The 17,702-nt window shown below is 70.5% G+C and carries 12 protein-coding genes; 9 read left to right on the forward strand and 3 right to left on the reverse strand.

The window, feature by feature from the left end:
- Positions 1-32 precede the first annotated feature (32 nt).
- The 3 genes from VHAB30_RS00845 to VHAB30_RS00855 form a co-directional block, all read right to left on the reverse strand.
- Positions 33-1,931, reverse strand: coding sequence for a GspE/PulE family protein (locus tag VHAB30_RS00845; protein ID WP_159275486.1), 1,899 nt, complete (start codon positions 1,929-1,931; stop codon positions 33-35).
- Positions 1,932-1,978: 47 nt separating this feature from the next.
- Complete coding sequence (locus VHAB30_RS00850) at positions 1,979-4,702, reverse strand: sensor domain-containing diguanylate cyclase (RefSeq protein ID WP_159275487.1); 2,724 nt, start codon at positions 4,700-4,702, stop codon at positions 1,979-1,981.
- Positions 4,703-4,896: 194 nt separating this feature from the next.
- Positions 4,897-5,217 (reverse strand): STN domain-containing protein, encoded by a 321-nt coding sequence (locus VHAB30_RS00855; protein WP_159275488.1) that lies wholly within the window; start codon positions 5,215-5,217, stop codon positions 4,897-4,899.
- A gap of 340 nt (positions 5,218-5,557) precedes the next feature.
- Between VHAB30_RS00855 and VHAB30_RS00860 the strand changes: the two genes are divergently transcribed.
- The 9 genes from VHAB30_RS00860 (at position 5,558) to VHAB30_RS00900 (ending at position 17,697) form a co-directional block, all read left to right on the forward strand.
- On the forward strand, positions 5,558-6,130 hold the full coding sequence (locus tag VHAB30_RS00860) for an RNA polymerase sigma factor (RefSeq protein ID WP_223301388.1): 573 nt from the start codon (positions 5,558-5,560) through the stop codon (positions 6,128-6,130).
- Complete coding sequence (locus VHAB30_RS00865) at positions 6,127-7,131, forward strand: FecR family protein (RefSeq protein ID WP_159275489.1); 1,005 nt, start codon at positions 6,127-6,129, stop codon at positions 7,129-7,131. The genes VHAB30_RS00860 and VHAB30_RS00865 overlap by 4 nt, the downstream gene beginning before the upstream one ends.
- 71 nt (positions 7,132-7,202) lie before the next feature.
- Positions 7,203-9,698 (forward strand): TonB-dependent receptor domain-containing protein, encoded by a 2,496-nt coding sequence (locus VHAB30_RS00870; RefSeq protein ID WP_159275490.1) that lies wholly within the window; start codon positions 7,203-7,205, stop codon positions 9,696-9,698.
- Between the two features lies 1 nt (position 9,699).
- Positions 9,700-11,091 carry an MFS transporter gene (locus tag VHAB30_RS00875; RefSeq protein WP_159275491.1) on the forward strand — a complete coding sequence of 464 codons (1,392 nt, stop codon included), beginning with the start codon at positions 9,700-9,702 and terminating at the stop codon, positions 11,089-11,091.
- Positions 11,092-11,143: 52 nt separating this feature from the next.
- Positions 11,144-12,817, forward strand: coding sequence for a serine hydrolase domain-containing protein (locus VHAB30_RS00880; protein ID WP_159275492.1), 1,674 nt, complete (start codon positions 11,144-11,146; stop codon positions 12,815-12,817).
- Positions 12,814-15,180, forward strand: coding sequence for an alpha/beta fold hydrolase (locus VHAB30_RS00885; RefSeq protein WP_159275493.1), 2,367 nt, complete (start codon positions 12,814-12,816; stop codon positions 15,178-15,180). Before VHAB30_RS00880 ends, VHAB30_RS00885 begins: the two co-directional genes overlap by 4 nt.
- Entirely contained in the window at positions 15,177-16,340 is a 1,164-nt protein-coding gene (locus VHAB30_RS00890; protein WP_159275494.1) for an alanine racemase, read from the forward strand. The genes VHAB30_RS00885 and VHAB30_RS00890 overlap by 4 nt, the downstream gene beginning before the upstream one ends.
- Before the next feature lie 30 nt (positions 16,341-16,370).
- Positions 16,371-17,237, forward strand: a complete 867-nt coding sequence (locus VHAB30_RS00895; protein WP_159275495.1) for a MotA/TolQ/ExbB proton channel family protein — start codon at positions 16,371-16,373, stop codon at positions 17,235-17,237.
- A gap of 31 nt (positions 17,238-17,268) precedes the next feature.
- Positions 17,269-17,697: an ExbD/TolR family protein gene (locus VHAB30_RS00900; protein ID WP_139702541.1), complete on the forward strand. Its 429-nt coding sequence runs from the start codon at positions 17,269-17,271 to the stop codon at positions 17,695-17,697.
- The last annotated feature ends 5 nt before the right edge of the window (positions 17,698-17,702 follow it).

The following is a 17,702-nucleotide window of genomic DNA, read 5'->3' on the forward strand; positions in this document are numbered from 1 at the left end:
GCCTGCCCTGACCTGACCTCTGACCTTGTGCGTCAGACGTTGCTGGTCGCGCGCACTTCCTCGAGCGTGGTCCGGCCGGCCAGCACCTTCTCGATGCCGTCCTGACGCAGCGTGCGCATGCCCTCGCGCATCGCGGCGTCCTGCAGTTCCTCGGCGCGCGCGCCGCCCTGCACCAGCCGGCGCAGTTCCCTCGACATCACCATGAGTTCGTGGATGCCCACGCGGCCCCGGAAGCCGGTGTCGTTGCAGTGCTTGCAGCCGGTGCTGGTGTAGGTCTGCAGCTGGCCGTCGCGCCCGTGGCGCTGCACCCACTCGGCGCGCACGGCGTCGCGGGCGGCCGGCGTGTCCTGTGCGCCGAAGGCATGCATGTAGTCGGCCAGCAGCTCCTCGACCGCCTCGCTCGTCGCCGGGCGGCTCTGCACGCACTGCGGGCACAGGCAGCGCACCAGCCGTTGCGCCAGCACCGCCAGCAGCGAGTCGGCGAAGTTGAACGGGTCCATGCCCATGTCGAGCAGGCGCGTCACGGTTTCGGGCGCGCTGTTGGTGTGCAGCGTCGACAGCACGAGGTGGCCGGTGAGCGAAGCCTCGATGGCGGTCTTCGCGGTCTCGGCGTCGCGGATTTCGCCGACCATGATCACGTCGGGGTCGGCGCGCACGAAGGCGCGCAGCGCCTTGGCAAAGGTCCAGTCGATGCGCGGGTTGACCTGCACCTGGCGCAGGCCCGGCTGCGTGATCTCGATCGGGTCTTCGGCGGTCCAGATCTTGCGCTCGGGCGTGTTGATGCGCATGAGCGCCGAGTGCAGCGTGGTGGTCTTGCCCGAGCCGGTGGGGCCCACGCACAGCACCATGCCGTAGGGCCGGTCGACCGCCTGCGAAAACTGCGCCAGGTTGCGCTCGGACAGCCCCAGCGCATCGAGCGCGATGGGCTTGGCCGAGGCCAGGATGCGCATCACCACGTCTTCCAGGCCGTTGTTGGTCGGGATGGTGGCCACGCGCAGCTCGATGCGGTGCTGCGGCGAGTACTTCGAGAAGTTGATCTTGCCGTCCTGCGGCTTGCGCTTTTCGCTGATGTCCAGGTCGCACATGATCTTCACGCGCGCCACCACCGCGTTGCGGTAGCTGGGCGGCAGCTCCAGGTAGGTGTAGAGCCGGCCGTCGCGGCGAAAGCGGATGCGCGTCTTTTCCTGCCCGGGGTCGCTCTCGATGTGGATGTCGGAGGCGCCCTCGCGGTGCGCTTCGAGGATCATGCTGTTGATCATGCGCACCAGCGAGTTGTCCGACTGCTCCACGGGCGGCTCGCCGGCCGCGGGCGCGGCGGCCGATTCTTCCTTCTCGAGCGTCTTCAGCAGCGTGCTGGTGCCCGTCATGTCGAACTCGAGCGGACGCATCGGGTCGTTCATGTCGATCACCGGGCGCTCGGCCGCCACCTGGCCGACCTTCTCGTAGGCCTTGTGCAGCACGCCGTCCAGGTCCAGGCACTGGCCCAGCACGGGGAGCACCTTCATCTGCGCGATGAACTCCACCTCGTCGATCACCGCGTGCCGGTTGACCGGGTCGTCGAGCGCCAGCACCAGGCGCCCGCCGTGCAGCATGAGTGGCATGACCTGCAGGCGCCGCGCGGCTTCGTGGCCCACCTTGCGCAGCGCGTCGGCCGCGGCCGGAAACACATGCAGGTTCACCAGCGGGTAGCCCATCTTGCGCACCAGCGCGGTCTGCAGCTGGCCGCGGCTCACGACGCCCATGCGCACCAGCGTCTCGCCCAGCGGCACCGTGGGCTCGCGCTGCTGCTGCTGGAGCGCCGCGTCGAGTTGCGCCTGCGTGATCATGCCCAGCGACATCAGCGCCTGGCCGATGCGCGCGATCGGCATGCGGCTTTGCAGGTCGAGCTCCTGCACGAGCTGTTCGGGCATGACGACTTCGGTGGCTGCCATGGATGGGTCTCCTGGTGGTTGTGGGGGGCGCGGCGGGTGTACCGACGCTAACGGTAAAACGCGAAACGGTTGCGGCCCTGCGACTTGGCGGCGTAGAGCGCCGTGTCCGCCCGCGCGAGCAGTTCGCCGGCGCCGACGGTGGCATCGACCGTCTCGACGAACACGATGCCGATGCTGGTCGTGACGTCCAGCCGCCGGCCTTCCACGGGGAACGCCGGCGCCGCGATCTGCGAGACGATCTTGTGCGCCACGCCCGCCACCGCGTCCTGCGAGTGCACGTTCTCCAGCACGATCACGAACTCGTCGCCGGCCAGGCGCACCACGGTGTCGGTCTCGCGCACGCTGGCGCGCAGGCGGCGCGCGTACTCGGCCAGCACGCCGTCGCCGGTGGAATGGCCGAGGGTGTCGTTGATGGCCTTGAAGTGGTCGATGTCCAGGAACATCAGCGCCATGCCGCCTTCGGCGCGGCGCACGCGCGACATCGCCGCGGGCAGCTGCTCGTTGAAGGCCAGCCGGTTCGGCAGGCCGGTCAGCACGTCCATGCGCGCCAGCTCGATGAGCTTGCGCTCGGCCTCCTTCAGCGCCGTGACGTTGAAGGTCATGAGGTAGAAGCCCGCCGTGTGGCCCGCCAGGTCCTTGTCGGGAATCAGGTTCACCTGGAAGTGAGCCTCCCGGTCATCGATCGGCACCTGCACCGGGTACTGCGTCGCCCTGCCGGCGAGCACCGTGGGCAGGTGGGGCGTGTGCTGCGCATACACCGCCTCGCCCACGGCCGAGCGCAGCGTCACGCCGTCCAGCGGCGCGCGCTCGTCCAGGCCCGCCATGCGCCGCGCGCGGCTGTTGCCGTACAGGCAGTTCTCGTCGCGGTCGAAGTAGGCGACCAGCGCGGGGATGTTGTCGGTCACGTCGCGCAGGCGCTTTTCCTGCTGCGTGAGGGCGCGGCGGATGTTCACTTCGTCGGTGATGTCGAAGGTCATCGCGAACACGCCGTGCACCATGCCCTCGGCGTCCTGGTCGGGGATGTAGTGGGCCTTGAAGGTGCGGTCGCCGATGCCCAGCGCCGCGTCGCCGGCCTTCTCGACGATCACCGTCTCGCCCGCCAGCGCGCGCTCCATGTGGGGCCGCACCACCGCGAAATCGGCCGCGCCCCGCACCGCTGGCATCCACTGGCCCACCAGCGGCTGGCCGTGGTGCAGCGTGCGCACCTTGGCATTGACGAAGGTGTAGTACAGCGCGGCGTCGACGTGCGAGACCAGCGCGGGAATGTTGTCGGCGATGGTGCGGATCTGCGCCTCGCTGTGCGCCAGCTCGAGCTCGATGTGCTTGCGCTGCGTGATGTCGAAGGTCATCGCGTAGTAGCCGCACACCCGCCCCTGCGCGTCGAGCTCGGGGATGAAGTCGGTCTGGAAGAAGTGCTCTTCCTCGTCGCGGTGCGCGGCGCCGCGCCGCTCGAAGGACACGGCTTCGCCGGCCAGCACGCGCCGCAGGTTGTGCTCGAGCGTCGGGTCGTCGTGCAGGCCGCTCATGCTCTGCACGGGCTGGCCCACCAGCTCCTCGGCGCTGTAGCCCAGCTCCTCGCACAGCCGCGCATTCACGAAGGTGTAGCGGCCCTGCGCGTCGGCGTGCGAGATCATGGCCGGAAGGTTGTCGGTGATGTCGCGCAGGAACTTCTCGCTGGCCTGGTGCTGCTGCATGAGCCGGTCGAAGGTGCGCGAGAGGTCGCCGATCTCGTCGTCCGGGTAGGTGCGCGCCACGGCCGCCTGCGCGGGCGCCGCGTGGGCGTCGAGCATGTGGCGGTGCAGCCCGGTGAGCGGGCGCAGCTGCTGGCGCACCACGGCCAGCGCGAGCGCGCCGGCCAGCAGCGCCAGCACGATGGCGCCGATCCACGCGGTGCGCTCGATGGCGTCGATGCGGGCAAAGGCCTCGTGGCGCGGGTACATCGAGCCCATGATCCAGTCGGCCTGGCGGATGCGCTTGAAGGCGTACAGGCCGGGCACGCCCGCATGGTTCACGCCTTCGATGGTGCCTTCGAAGCCGCCGATCGCGCGGTCCAGGTCGGGCGCGTCGTCGGCCATGGCCATGTTGGCCTGCTTGAGCACGCGGTCGGCCAGCGGGTGGTCGATCACGATGCCGTCGGCGGTGGTGATGAACACGTAGCCCGTCTGGCCGAAGCGCACGTCGGCCAGCTCGCCCAGGATGTTGCGGTCCTTCAGGTTGATGGAGCCCGAGATCACGAACAGCACCCGGCCGGCCGCATCGAGCACCGGCTCGGTGATGGCGACCTGCGCCAGGCCGTTGAGCCGGTTGCGGTAAGGCTCGGAGATCACGCCCGTGCGCGCGGCGACCGTGTCCTTGAAGTACGCGCGGTCCTTCACGTTCACCTTGCCGATCTGTCGCGCGCCGTTCAGGTTGGCGACCAGCTCGCCGTCCGTGTCCAGGAAGGCGACGTTGTCGAATGCCGCCCGCAGGGACTGGTGCTTTTCCAGAAAGGCCTGCAGCGGCGCGGCGTTCGTGATGCCGTGCGAGCCCACGCTCTCGGCGATCGTCTTCAGCAGGATGCGCCGGCTGGCGAACTTCTGCTCCACCGCGCTCGCGATGGCCGACAGCCGCGCGAACTCCTCGTTGGCGATCGAGGCCTGCATGCGGCTCTTGACCAGGTGCAGCGCCACCGTGGCGATGATGAAGGTGGTGGCCAGCACGACGGCCGCAACGCCGACGCTGAGGCGCGTGTTCAGGCTGATGCGGCGTTTCGCGGTCGCGAAGAGTTTCATGGGCGTCGTGCAGGCGGTGCAGCGAAGCGGCGGGGACCACCGGCCGGGCCGGCCAGGGGGGCACGGCACACACCCTTCGCGCGTTGCGCAGCTAGTGTGTCAGAAAGTGCGAGAAATGCGCGCCATTGCGGTGCATCTCGCGGGGTTCCTGGGGGCCGGAGTGTTGCGCAGGTGCGCGAGGGAAACCAATCGTATTACTCGACGCGCGGCGGCGGCTCCGATCGGGCGGCCGCGGGCGAGCGGGCCGGCGCGATGAGCACCATCGCGCCGTCCTGCCCGCGCCGCACGCGCAGGCGCGTGCCGTCGAGCAGGCGCTCCAGCGCCGCGTCGGCGGCGACCTTTCCCCTGATGCCCCGGGTCGAGAGGTCCTTGACGTCTTCCATCTTGTAGATGAGCTGCACGCCCGACTGCGCGATGTAGGCGTCGAGCGCGGGCCGCAGCTCGCCGCCCTTCACGTCGAACTCCCGCGCGTGGGCGCAGGCCAGCCCCGTCGCCAGCAGGCCGGCGGCGGCCACGAGGGCAAGGCGGGGGCGGGTGAGGAAGAGGGCAAGGAAGGTGGGGGGCTGCCTCCGGATTCGAATCATGTCGGTCTGTTTTCCGCGAATTGGTTTTTCTTCTGCCCCCGGTGAGACGAGTTCGAGCGCACTTTCCGGTAACGGGGCAAGGGGGAAAAGCCCTCGGGCGCGGCCTTCTAGAATTTCCGGGTCCGCCGCCGGGCACGGGAATTCAAGGAAATTTCGCCGGCGGGCCTTCGCGCGTTACCGGAAATCTTCGGGCCGTTCGTCTCACTGTCTGTCGCCAATCCCGGCGACCTGCCGCTTTGTGTGTCGGCCCTTCAATTTCCAGGAGCGCTTCGTGGTTCTCAGTGACTTGGATGCCTGGTTCGTCAGCGAGGTGCTGCCGATGGAAGCCGCGCTCACGCGCTTCCTTCGCCGCAACTGGCGCGACGACGCCGAAGTGCCCGACCTGCGGCAGGACGTCTACGTGCGCATTTACGAGTCCGCCTCCAGATCCATGCCCGACCAGGTCAAGCCCTTCGTTTTTGCCACCGCGCGCAACCTGCTGATCGACCGCGCCCGGCGCGCGCAGATCGTTTCCATCGAGATCATTGCCGACCTCGACGCGCTCGACTTCTCGGCCGACGAGCTCACGCCCGAACGCCACGCCGCCGGCCGCGGCGAGCTGCGGCTGCTGCAGACGGCGCTCGACGCGCTGCCCTCCAAGTGCCGCCGCGTGGTCGAGATGCGCAAGATCGATGGGCTCTCGCAGCGCGAGGTCGCCACGCAGCTGGGCATCACCGAGGACACGGTCGAGCGGCAGGTCTCGCGCGGCGTGCGCGCGCTGGCCGACGCCCTGCTGTCGGGCGGCGTGCAGCTGGACACCAAGGCCTTCGGGCGAGCGCAGAACGAGCGGAGGCTCTCACCATGAGCGAAGCGCAGCGCATCGAATCCTTGGCTGCCGACTGGCTGGCCCGCCGCGACAGCGGCGACTGGACCGACACCGACCAGCAGCAGCTGGACGCCTGGATCGCCGCCTCCATTGCCCACCGCGTGGCCTGGCTACGGCTGTCCAGCGCCTGGGAGCGCGGCGACCGGCTGGGCGCGCTGCGCACGCCGGCGATTCCCATTCCCCTGCCCACGCCGGCGCCGGCACCCGCACCGCAGGCCGCACGTCCGGCCCCGCGCCTGTCGCGCTTCTCGCTGCAACGCATCGCCGCCGGCGTGCTCGTGGCCGCGGCCGGCACAGCCTGGCTCGGCTGGCAGTACACGCAGGAAGAACGCGGCCAGCACTACGCCACGGCCGTGGGCGCGCGCCAGTCGGTCGCGCTGTCCGACGGCTCGAAGCTCACGCTGAACACCGCCACGCAGGTGCGCACGGCCGTGAACGACAGCGGGCGCAAGGTGTGGCTGGACGCGGGCGAGGCCTACTTCGACATCGCGCACGACAAGAACCATCCCTTCGTCGTCATCGCCGGCGACCGCCGCATCACCGTGCTGGGCACGCGCTTTCTCGTGCGGCGCCAGGGCGAACAGGTGAACGTGACGGTGGAGGAAGGGCGCGTGCAGATCGCCGCGGCCAAGCCCGATGCCCGAAGCGCCGAGCCCACCGTGCTCACGCGCAACCAGGCCGCGGTCACGCATGCCGACAACGTGCTCGTGATGTCCAAGGCACCCAAGCAGGTCGACGACGAACTCAGCTGGCGCGAAGGCAAGCTCGTGTTCGACCAGACTACGCTGGGCGACGCGGCCGCGCAGTTCAACCGCTACAACCTGCGCAAGCTGGTGATCGCCGACCCGGTCATTGCGCAGGTGCGCATCGGCGGCAGCTTCGATGCGAACAACATGAGCGGTTTCGTGGGGCTTCTCAAGCAGGGCTTCGGCCTTGCGGCGCATGAGAGCGGCAACGAAATCAGAATTTCGAATCCGTAAATTACCGGAATGTGACGGGGCATTCGTCTCAGTGGGTACCCAAACAAATAACCACGCTGGAGACACACACAATGAATCGCACCGCGCCCCGCACCGGCCTGCCGCCCCAGAAGAAGAAGCGAACGTACGGCGCACTGCGCCCCTGGGTCATCGGCGGCGCGTGGGCGCTGGTCAGCGGCATGGCCGCGCACGCACAGACGCAGACCCCGCCGCAGGGCTTCGACGTGAGCGGCGGCGATCTCAAGACCGCGCTGGACGCCTACATCGCGCAGGGTGGCGTGCAGCTGCTCTACAAGGTCGACGACGTGAAGGGCGTGGCCACGCGCGGCGTGAAGGGCGCGCTGTCGCCGCAGGACGCGCTGGCGCGGCTGCTCGAAGGCACGCCGCTGCAGACGCGCCGCGGTGACGACGGCGCCATCGTGATCTACACGGCCGCCGCTGCGAAGCCGCAGGCCGACGAGGCGCCGCAGTCGCTGGACAGCGTCACCATCACCGCCACGCGCCGTCGCGAGCCGGTGCGCGAGATCCCGATGCAGGTCAACGTGATGAAGGCCCAGGCGCTGGAACGCGCGGGCGCCAAGAACCTGGCCGACTACGTGGCCGAGCAGCCGGGCGTGAACCTCACCAGCAGCGGCAGCGTCGGCGGCACGCTCACCATGCGCGGGCTGACCACCGGCCCGGTGCAGGGCATCGCGACCGTGGGCGTGTACGTGGACGACGTGGCCACCGGCATGAGCTCGGCCGGCGCGAGCGGCGGCAACACGCCGCTGGACATGGGCATGCTCGACCTGAGCCACATCGAGGTGCTGCGCGGCCCGCAGGGCACGCTGTACGGCGCCGGCGCCATGAGCGGCGTGCTCAAGTACGTGACCAACCAGCCCGACACCATGGAGTTCGCGGGCTCGGTGAAGCTGGGCACCTCGTGGACGCAGGGCGGCGGCCCGGGCTTCACGACCGGCGCGGTGCTCAACGTGCCGCTCAAGGAAGACGTGGCGGCCGTGCGCTTCGCTGCCTTCACCGACCAGTTCGGCGGCAGCTACGACGCCACGGGCCTGGCGCGCGGGCGCAACATCGACCGCGGCCACACCGACGGCGGCCGGGTCTCGCTGCTGCTCACGCCCACGCGCGAACTCACGGTGCGCCTCACGGGCACGGTGCAGGACGTGCATCGCAAGGGCCTGGGCTTCGAGGACATGGACCAGCGCACGCTGCGCCCCTGGACGCGGGAGCGCACGCGCCAGCTGTCGGCCAACGAGTCGTACAGCAACCTCACGCAGCTGTTCGGGCTGGACGTGGAATACGACTTCGGCTGGGCCCGCCTGAACTCGATCACCTCCGCGCAGGACGTGAAGATCAACAACGTCGTCGACGTCACCGGCCGCTACGGGCCGATGCTGAGCGCGCTGCGCCTGCCGGTGGCCTCGGTGCCGGTGAACAGCGCCGTGGAGCAGCACCGCGTCAGCCAGGAGTTCCGCCTGACCTCGCGCTCGGGCACCACCATCGAGTGGCTGGCCGGCCTGTACCTGAACCGCGAACGCGGCAGCAACAACGGCGTCATGGACGCCAACCTGATCGGGGGCCGCAGCCTTGGCCTGCTGACGTCGACGCAGTCCTCGCGCTACCGGGAAGAGGCGGCCTACGGCGACGTCACCTGGAACGTGACGCCCAAGTTCTCGCTCACCGGCGGCGTGCGCCTGGCGCGCAACAACCAGAAGTACGCCAGCCGCCAGACCGGCCAGCTCGTCGGGTCGGTCGCCGCCAGTGCCGCCGGCACCTCGTCGGAAAGCCCGACCACCTACCTGGCCGCGGCCAAGTACACGCTGTCGGACACGAGCACCATGTACTTCCGCGCGGCCAGCGGCTACCGCCCCGGCGGTCCCAACGTGCTCAAGGCCGACACCGACCGCAACGTGGTGCAGCCGATGTACAACTCCGACTCGCTGTGGAGCTACGAGCTGGGCTACAAGGCCGACCTGCTGGACCGCACGCTGTCGCTGGAGGCGGCGCTGTACGACATCGAGTGGACCGGCGTGCAGCAGCCCACGCGCAGCGGTGCCTTCGTGTTCGTCACCAACGCGGGCGCGGCCCGCATCAAGGGCAGCGAGGTCACGCTCAACTGGAAGCCCAGCAAGGAGTGGCGCTTCACCGCCAACGCCGCGGCCGTCGATGCGCGCCTGACCGAGGATGCCAAGGGCCTGGGCGCCAAGGCCGGCGCGCGCCTGCCGCACACGCCGCGCTTTGCCGCCACGCTGGGCGTGACGCGCAACTTCAGCCTCGCCGACCACCCGGCCTACGTCGGCATCAGCGCGCGTTACACCGGCAAGCGCGATGCGGGCTACCGCGGCAGCACGGCCATTCCGAGCATCAACATGCCGGCCTACACGCTGGTCGACCTGCAGGCGGGCATCGACTTCAAGCGCTTCAGCGTCTCGGCCTACGTGCGCAACCTGACGAACAAGCGCGGCATCGTGTCGATCGAAACCGGACTCAACGCGAACCCGAACCTGGTGACTGCGGCGCTCGTGCCCGCGCGCACCATCGGCGTGAACGTCAACGTTCCGTTCTGACATGTCGGGCCTCCCACCGTTCGCGGCACCGATGCCGCTGGATGCGGCCGCCCCTGCGGCCCTGGAAACGACCCGCAAGGCGCCCACCAGCGCCTGGTATGCGCTGGCGGTGCTCATCATCGCGACGGTGCTGGGCTCGATCGACAAGGTCATCCTCACGCTGCTGACGGAGCCGATCCGCCAGACGCTGTCGCTCTCCGACACGCAGCTCGGGCTGCTGCAGGGCGCGGGCATCGTGCTGTTCACCGGCATCGCCACCTTGCCGCTGGGCTGGCTCAGCGACCGCTACGACCGGCGCGTGGTGCTCGCGGCCTGCGTGGTGCTGTGGAGCGCCGCCACCGCCATGCGCGGCACGGCCATGGACTACGGCGTGCTGTTCGTCGCCTCCGTCGGCCTGGGCGTGGGCGAGGCGGGCCTCACGCCCATCACCAACAGCATGATCCCCGACCTGTTCCCGCGGGCGCAGCGGGTGCTGGCGAATGCGGTGTTCGCGCTGTCGGCCATCTTCGGCAGTGCGCTGGGCGCGCTGCTGGGCGGCACCATCGTGCACCTCACCGACGACCTGCGGCCCTGGCTGCCGATGGCGATGCAACAGCTCGAAGCCTGGCGCCTGACCTTCTTCGTGCTGGCCAGCGCCGGCATTCCGGTGACGCTGCTGGTGCTGTCGATCCGGCGCACGCCGCGCGGCGGCGCACTGGAAGCCAAAGCAACGCCCGGGGCACCGGCCGCCGACGCACCGGGCGCCACGACCCTGCGCCAGCACCTGCGCCAGCACTGGCGCACCTTCGCGGGCCTGGTGGTCGGCGTGGGCCTGACCAGCGTGGGCCTGAGCTCGCTGGGCACCTGGCTGCCGATCCTCACGGCGCGCACCTACGGCGTCACGCCGGTGCAGATGGGGCAGGGCATGGGCCTGGCCTTCCTGTGCGGCACGGTGGCCGGCGGCCTGCTGGGCGTGCTGTCGATGCGCTACGTGCAGCCGCGCATGGGGCCGGCCGCGGCGCTGCGGCTGATCATGCTGGGCAATCTTTCGGCGGCACTGATGTCGACGCTGCTGCTGTTCACGAGTTCGGCCAACCACAACTTCGCGCTGCTGGGCCTGCTGGTGGTGCCGCTCATCGGCAGCGCGGTGCTGCTGCCCAACGTGCTGCAGGACGCGGCGCCGCCGCACCTGCGCGCCCGCACGATCGCCATGCTCACGCTGGCCAGCCTGCCCTTCGGCGTGGTGGGGCCGCTCGTGGTCGGCATGTTGTCGGACGCCCTCAAGTCGATGCCCAACGGGCTGGCGGTGTCCATCGTCGTGACCACGCTGGTCGGCGGCAGCCTGGGCGCCATGGTGCTGCGCGCCGCCGAAGGCCCGTTCGTGCGCCTGATGCGCGAGGCGAAGCCGAACTGAGCCTTCCGCGTCGAGATTCCGCTCCCCCTCTTTCATCGTTCGTTGTTCCTCCATGTCACAACCACACCCTTCAGCCTCTCTTCCTGACACCGCCTCCGCACTGGCCGCCATCGACGCGCTGGTGGCGCCCCTGAACCGCAGCGACGCGCCCGGCCTGGTGCTGGCCATCGCACAGCACGGCCGCCTGCTGTACCGCCGCGCCGTCGGCATGGCCAGCCTGGAGATGGGCGTGGCGCTCACGCCGACCACGCGCATGCGCATCGCCTCCACCAGCAAGCACTTCACGGCCATGGCCGTGCTGCTGCTGGCGGAAGACGGCCTGCTCGACGTGGAAGACCCGGTGCAGAAATACCTGCCCGAGCTGCCGCAGCTGAGCGCCAACGGCCCCACGCTGCGCCACCTGCTCACGCACACCAGCGGCTGGCGCGGCCACGACGAGCTGTGGGCCATTGCGCACGGCCTCACGTTCACGCTGCCCGGCCCGGGCCTGCCGGCCATGGCGCGCCAGAGCGAGCTGAACTTCGAGCCCGGCACGCACATGGTCTACAGCAACGGCGGCTACTTCCTGCTGGCCAAGATCGTCGAGCGCGTGAGCGGCAAGAGCTTCAACGACTTCCTGAAGGCGCGCCTCTTCGACCCGCTCGGCATGGCGGACACCTCGTCGGTGGTGACCGACCTGGACGTGGTCCCCGGCATGGCCGGCCTGTACATGCCCGCGCCCGGCGGCGGCTGGCGCCGCGGCCTGTACCCGTGCGAACTCGACGGCGGCGGCTCGCTGGTGTCGACGGCGGACGACATGCTGCGCTGGCTCGCCCACATGCACGGCAGCGAGAAGATCGTGGGCAGCGCAAAGAGCTGGGCCCTGCTGTCGGCGCCCACCACGCTGTCGTCGGGCTCGCAGGTGAACTACGGCTTCGGCCTCGCGCGCCACCCGTACCGCGGCGTCGAGATCGTGCACCACGCGGGCGCCGTGCTCGGCGCGCAGTCGCAGATGATCAGCGTGCCCAGCCACGGGCTGGACATCATCGCCATGGTGAACGGCGCGCCCGTGTCGCCGTCGGCGTTGGCCCTCAAGGTGATCGAGCTGCTGCTGGGGGACGCGCTCGCGCCGCCCGAGGTGCGTCCGCTGGCCAGCGCCTTCCCCGCGCTGCCCGGCCAGCGCTACCACGCACCCTCCACCGGCGGCCTGCTGGGCTTTGCGGACGTGGCCGGCAAGCTGGCGCTGTCGTGGCAAGCCGGCGAGGCCAGGCCCCTGAACCAGGGCGACGGCAAGCTCTGGCTGGGCCTGCAGGACCTGCCGACGAACGACCTCGTGATCGACACCGCCGACATCGACCCGCAACGCGCACCCGATGCCTTCGTGCTGCACGAAGGCGGCCAGCCGCGCCGCTTCGAGCGCCTGCCCGAGACCGCGCCCGATGCCGCGTCGCTGGCCGACGAACTGTGCGGCGACTACACCAGCCCCGACCTCGACGCCACCGCGCGGATGGTGCTGGTCGACGGCCGGTTGCAGCTCACGGTGCAGGGCCGCCACGGCCAGCACGCGTGCGTGCTGACGCCGCTGTCGGCCGACGTGGCCACGCTCGCCTCGGTCGACCCGGTGCTGGCCCAGCTGGGCAAATCGGTTCTCAACGTGGAGCGCAAGGGCGGCCGGGTCGTGGGACTGCTGTTCGCCACCACGCGCTCGCGAAACATCCACCTTGCCCGCCAGGAGCCCCGCGCATGAAGTTCTTCACCACCCTGTTCGCCACCGAGACCAACACCTTCGTCTCCGCCCCCACCGGCCTGGGCAGCTACGAGGAATACGGCATCTTCCGCGGCGACGCCAGCACGCGCGACGCCACCGGCTACGGCCTGTACGCGGTGGAAGTGCGCCGGCAGCTCGCCGCCGAAGGCCATGAAACGGTCGAGAGCCTGCTGGCCTTCGCGCAGCCGCTGGGTCGCACCGTGCGCAGCGTGTACGAGCGCCTGCGCGATGAAATCCTGGACGACCTGCGCCAGGCCGGCCCGGTCGACGGCGTGATCCTCGTGCTGCACGGCGCGATGGTGGCCGACGGCTACGACGACTGCGAAGGCGACGTGATCTCGCGCGTGCGAGAGATCGTCGGGCCGAACGTGCCCATCGGTGTGTCGCTCGACCTGCACTGCCACTTCACGCAGAAGATGCTGAACACGGCCGACGCCATCATTTGCTACAAGGAATATCCGCACACCGATGCGTTCGAACGCCTGACCGAGCTGATCCGCATCGTGGTCGACACCGCGCAGGGCCGCGTGAAGCCCGTGACCGCCGTGCACGACTGCCGCATGGTCGGCAAGTGGCACACCACGCGCGAACCGATGGCCGGCTTCGTGCGCCGCATGCAGGACGCCGAAAAGCTGCCGGGCGTGCTCTCGGTGTCGCTGGGCCATGGCTTCCCCTGGGCCGACGTGCCCGAGTCGGGCGCCAAGCTGTGGGTGGTGACGGACAACGACCCCGCGCTGGCCGCCAAGCTCGCCGAAGAACTCGGCCGCGGCTTCTGGGACCTGCGCCACGAGACCGGCGTGCCCTCGCTCTCGATCGAGGAGACGCTCGCCAAAGCCATGGCCGTGCAGGGCGGCCCCGTCGTCATCGCCGACACCGCCGACAACCCCGGCGGCGGCGCCACCAGCGACAGCACCTTCATGCTGCGCGCCGTGGTCGAGCGCGGCATCGGCGACGTGGCCTTCGGCGGCGTGTGGGACCTGGGCGCGGTGCAGCTGTGCCGCGACGCGGGCGTGGGCGCGAGCTTCGAGCTGCGCCTGGGCGGCAAGTGCGGCCCGGCCTCGGGCGACCCGATCGACCTGCACGTGACCGTGATGAACGTGGTGGAGGCGCATTCGCAGGGCGGCCTCTCGGGCGTGCGCACGCCCATGGGCCCGTGCGTGTGGGTGCAGGCGGCCGACGGCGTGGACATCGTGCTCATCAGCAAGCGCAACCAGGTCATCGGCGCCGATCTCTTCACGGGCCTGGGCATCGACCTGGCGGGCAAGAAGCTGGTCATCGTGAAGTCGGCGCAGCACTTCCACGCGGAGTTCGGGCCCCTGGCCAAGTCGGTGCTGTACGTGTCGACGCCGGCCTCGCTGAGCACCGACTTCGCCAACCTGCCGTACCGCGTGCGCGACCTGGACTACTGGCCGCGCGTGGAGCAACCCGGTCGCCCGCACCACATGGCCGCGCCCGGCGAGCTTTACACCATCGACGGCCGCGCGATGCACCTGCAGCGCAGCGGCCCCGTGCCGGCCAGCGCGGCGCAGCCCACGCTCGTGATCGAGGCCGGCGGCGGTTGCGCCTCGCCGACCTACGCGCGCCTGCAGCAGGCGCTGGCGGCCAAGCACCCGGTGATCAGCTACGACCGCGCCGGCATGGGCTGGAGCGAGGCCGACGACGCGCCCTTCGACGGCGAGCGCACCGCGCACCGCCTGCACGCGCTGCTCGCAGCCGCCGGCGTGACGGGACCGATCGTGCTCGTCGGCCATTCGCTCGGCGGCCTGCTGAACCGCGTCTACGCGGGCCTGTACCCGCAACAGGTCGCAGGCGTGGTGATGCTCGACGCCAGCCACCCCGACCAGTTCGCGATGTACGAGCATCCGCCCGAATCGCAGTTCGCGGCCGAGCGCGTCAAGCGCGCGGACTTCCAGGCCGGCGGCCCGCCGCCGCCGGAGCAGGCGCCCATCGAGGCCCTGTTCGCCGACATGCCGCAGGTGCTGCGCCAGATGAAGGCGACCTACACGCCCGAAGCGCTCGACACCATGGTGGCCGAGGTGCGCGGCCTGCCGCACGTCGCGCGCCAGGCGGCCGCGTCGCCCGACTTCGGCTCGCGTCCGCTGGCCGTGCTGTGGGCGAAGCAGCAGCCGCTGCCGGCCGGTGCCGACCCCGCGATCGCCGCGGTGCAGCAGCGCTGGCCCGAGTTCCAGGAAGCGCATGCGGCGCTGTCGACGCAACGCCGCCTGGCCTGCATCGAAGGCGCCGCGCACATGACGCTGGTGCTGCTGGCGCCGCTGGTTCAGCGCGTGGCCGAGGAAATCGACGCCGTGATGGCGCAGGTCGCCTCCGGAACCGGCCGATGACGCCCCTGGCCGAACTCACCACGCCCGCGCTGCTGCTCGATGTCGGCGTGCTCGAACGCAACTGCGAGGCGATGGCGCAGCGCGCGGCGCGCCACGGCGTGGCGCTGCGCCCGCACCTGAAGACCGCCAAGTCGGCCGAAGTGGCGCGGCGCGCCACGCGCGGGCAGGCCGGCGGGCTCACGGTGTCGACCGTGGCCGAGGCCGCCTACTTCGCGCGCCACGGCTTCACCGACCTGACCTACGCCGTGGGCATCGACGCGAACAAGATCGAGGCGCTGCACGACATCCAGCGCACGCACGGCGCGCGCGTGACGCTGCTGGCCGATTCGGTCGAGGCGGTGCAGGCGGCCGGTGCCCGCGCGCGGGCGCTGGGTGCGAGCTTTCGCGTGCTGCTCGAGATCGACACGGGCGGCGGCCGCGGCGGTGTCGGTCCGCGCGACGACGGCTTGCTGTCGCTCGCGCGCGAGGTGCAGCGCAGCGAATCGCTGGCGCTGGCCGGCGTGCTCACGCATGCGGGCCACAGCTACCACGTGCAGGGCGGCACGGCGATCCGCGCCATCGCCGAGGCCGAACGCGCCGGCGCCGTGCATGCGGCCGAACGGCTGCGCGCGGTCGGTATCCCGGTCGAGGTGGTGAGCGTGGGCTCCACGCCCACGGCCGTGTGCGCGCAGTCGCTCGAGGGCGTCACCGAGATGCGCCCCGGCGTCTACACCTTCTTCGACCTGGACCAGGCGGCGCGCGGCATCTGCGGCGTGGACGACATCGCGCTGTCGGTGCTGGCCACGGTGATCGGCCACAACCCGCGCTCGCGCCGCGTGCTGATCGATGCCGGCGCGCTCGCGCTGTCGAAGGACCAGTCGGCGGCCGAGTTCCGCGCCGGCCTGGGCTTCGGCCTGGTGTGCCGGGCCGACGGCACGGTGCCGCTGCCCGGCCTGTGCGTGGCCGAACTGCATCAGGAGCACGGGCTGATCGCCTGTGAAGGCGACGACGACGCACAGGCCATGTTCCGCGCGCTGCCCCTGGGCGCCCGCGTGCGCGTGCTGCCGCACCACGCCTGCATGACGGCCGCGCCCTACGACCGCTACCACGTGGTGGACGGCGCGGGCAGCGGCGTGCAGGCGGTCTGGGACAAGGCGCACGGCTGGCAGACCGGCGCCTGAAGCCAATCAATTTTTCTGGAGAAGACAACGATGACGAAGACATTCCTTGCACGGCTGACGGCCGTGGCCGCGCCCTTTGTTCTGGCCCTCGGCCTGGGCAGCGCGCCGCAACTCGCAGGCGCCCAGACGCAGCCGGCGCCGCAAGCCGCGGCCAGCGCGGCTGCTGCCGCGCCGGCGCCCGTGGCGGTGCCCGAAAAGCCTGCCGCCCCGGTTGCCGCACCGACCGCCACAGCCAAGGTCGACAACCCCTACGGCGTGGGCGCGCTCTGGTCGCAGAGCGATGCCGTCGCCAAGGCCGTGCTCGCCATCCTGGCGATCATGTCGATGGGCAGCTGGTACGTGATCGTCACCAAGCTGCTCGAGCAGATGCGCATGGGCCGCCAGGCGCGCGCGGTCGACAACGAGTTCTGGAACGCGGGCACCGTGCAGGCCGGCACCGCGCGGCTGGCCGAGGGCAGCCCGTTCCGCTTCATCGCCGACGCCGGCATGCAGGCCACGCAGAAGCACGACGGCCTGCGCGGCAAGGTCGACTTCGCCGACTTCGTCGACCTGTGCATCCACCGCGCCACCGAGCGCGTGCAGCGGCGCCTGGGCAACGGCATGTCGCTGCTGGCCACCGTGGGTTCCACCGCGCCCTTCGTCGGGCTGTTCGGCACCGTCTGGGGCATCTACCACGCGCTCACCGCCATCGGCGTGGCGGGGCAGGCCTCGATCGACAAGGTGGCGGGCCCGGTGGGCGAGGCGCTCATCATGACCGCCATCGGCCTGGCCGTGGCCGTGCCCGCGGTGCTGGGCTACAACTGGCTCCTGCGCCGCAACATCACCGTGATGGACGACGTGCGCGAGTTCAGCGGCGAGCTGCATTCCGTGATCCTGGCCGGCAGCGCCGCGGCCTGACGCGCGCGCGCGCACGCAAGCGGATCGCGCCATGGCGATGAACATCCCGGCCTCCGGGGGAGACGAGGAACAGGCCATCGCGGCCATCAACACCACGCCGCTGGTCGACGTGATGCTGGTGCTGCTGATCATCTTTCTCATCACCATCCCGGTGGTCAATTACTCGGTGCCCGTCGCGGTGCCGAAGGAGCGCAACGAGGTGCGCGAGAGCAAGCCCGAGACCGTCGTGATCTCGGTGGACGCCGCCGGCCGCACCTACTGGTACGACACGCCGGTGCAGGGCACGCCCGCACTGGTGGCGCGGCTCACCAAGGTGGCGGCCCTGAACCCGCAGCCCGAGGTGCACATCCGCGGCGACTGGCATTCCGACTACGAGCCGGTGGGCCGGATCATCTACGCCTGCCAGGCGGCCGGGATCGCCAAGGTGGGCTTCATCACCGAGCCGCCCGCGCGCAACTGAGACGA

The organism is Variovorax boronicumulans (genome assembly GCF_009811375.1).
Taxonomy (GTDB): domain Bacteria; phylum Pseudomonadota; class Gammaproteobacteria; order Burkholderiales; family Burkholderiaceae_C; genus Variovorax; species Variovorax boronicumulans.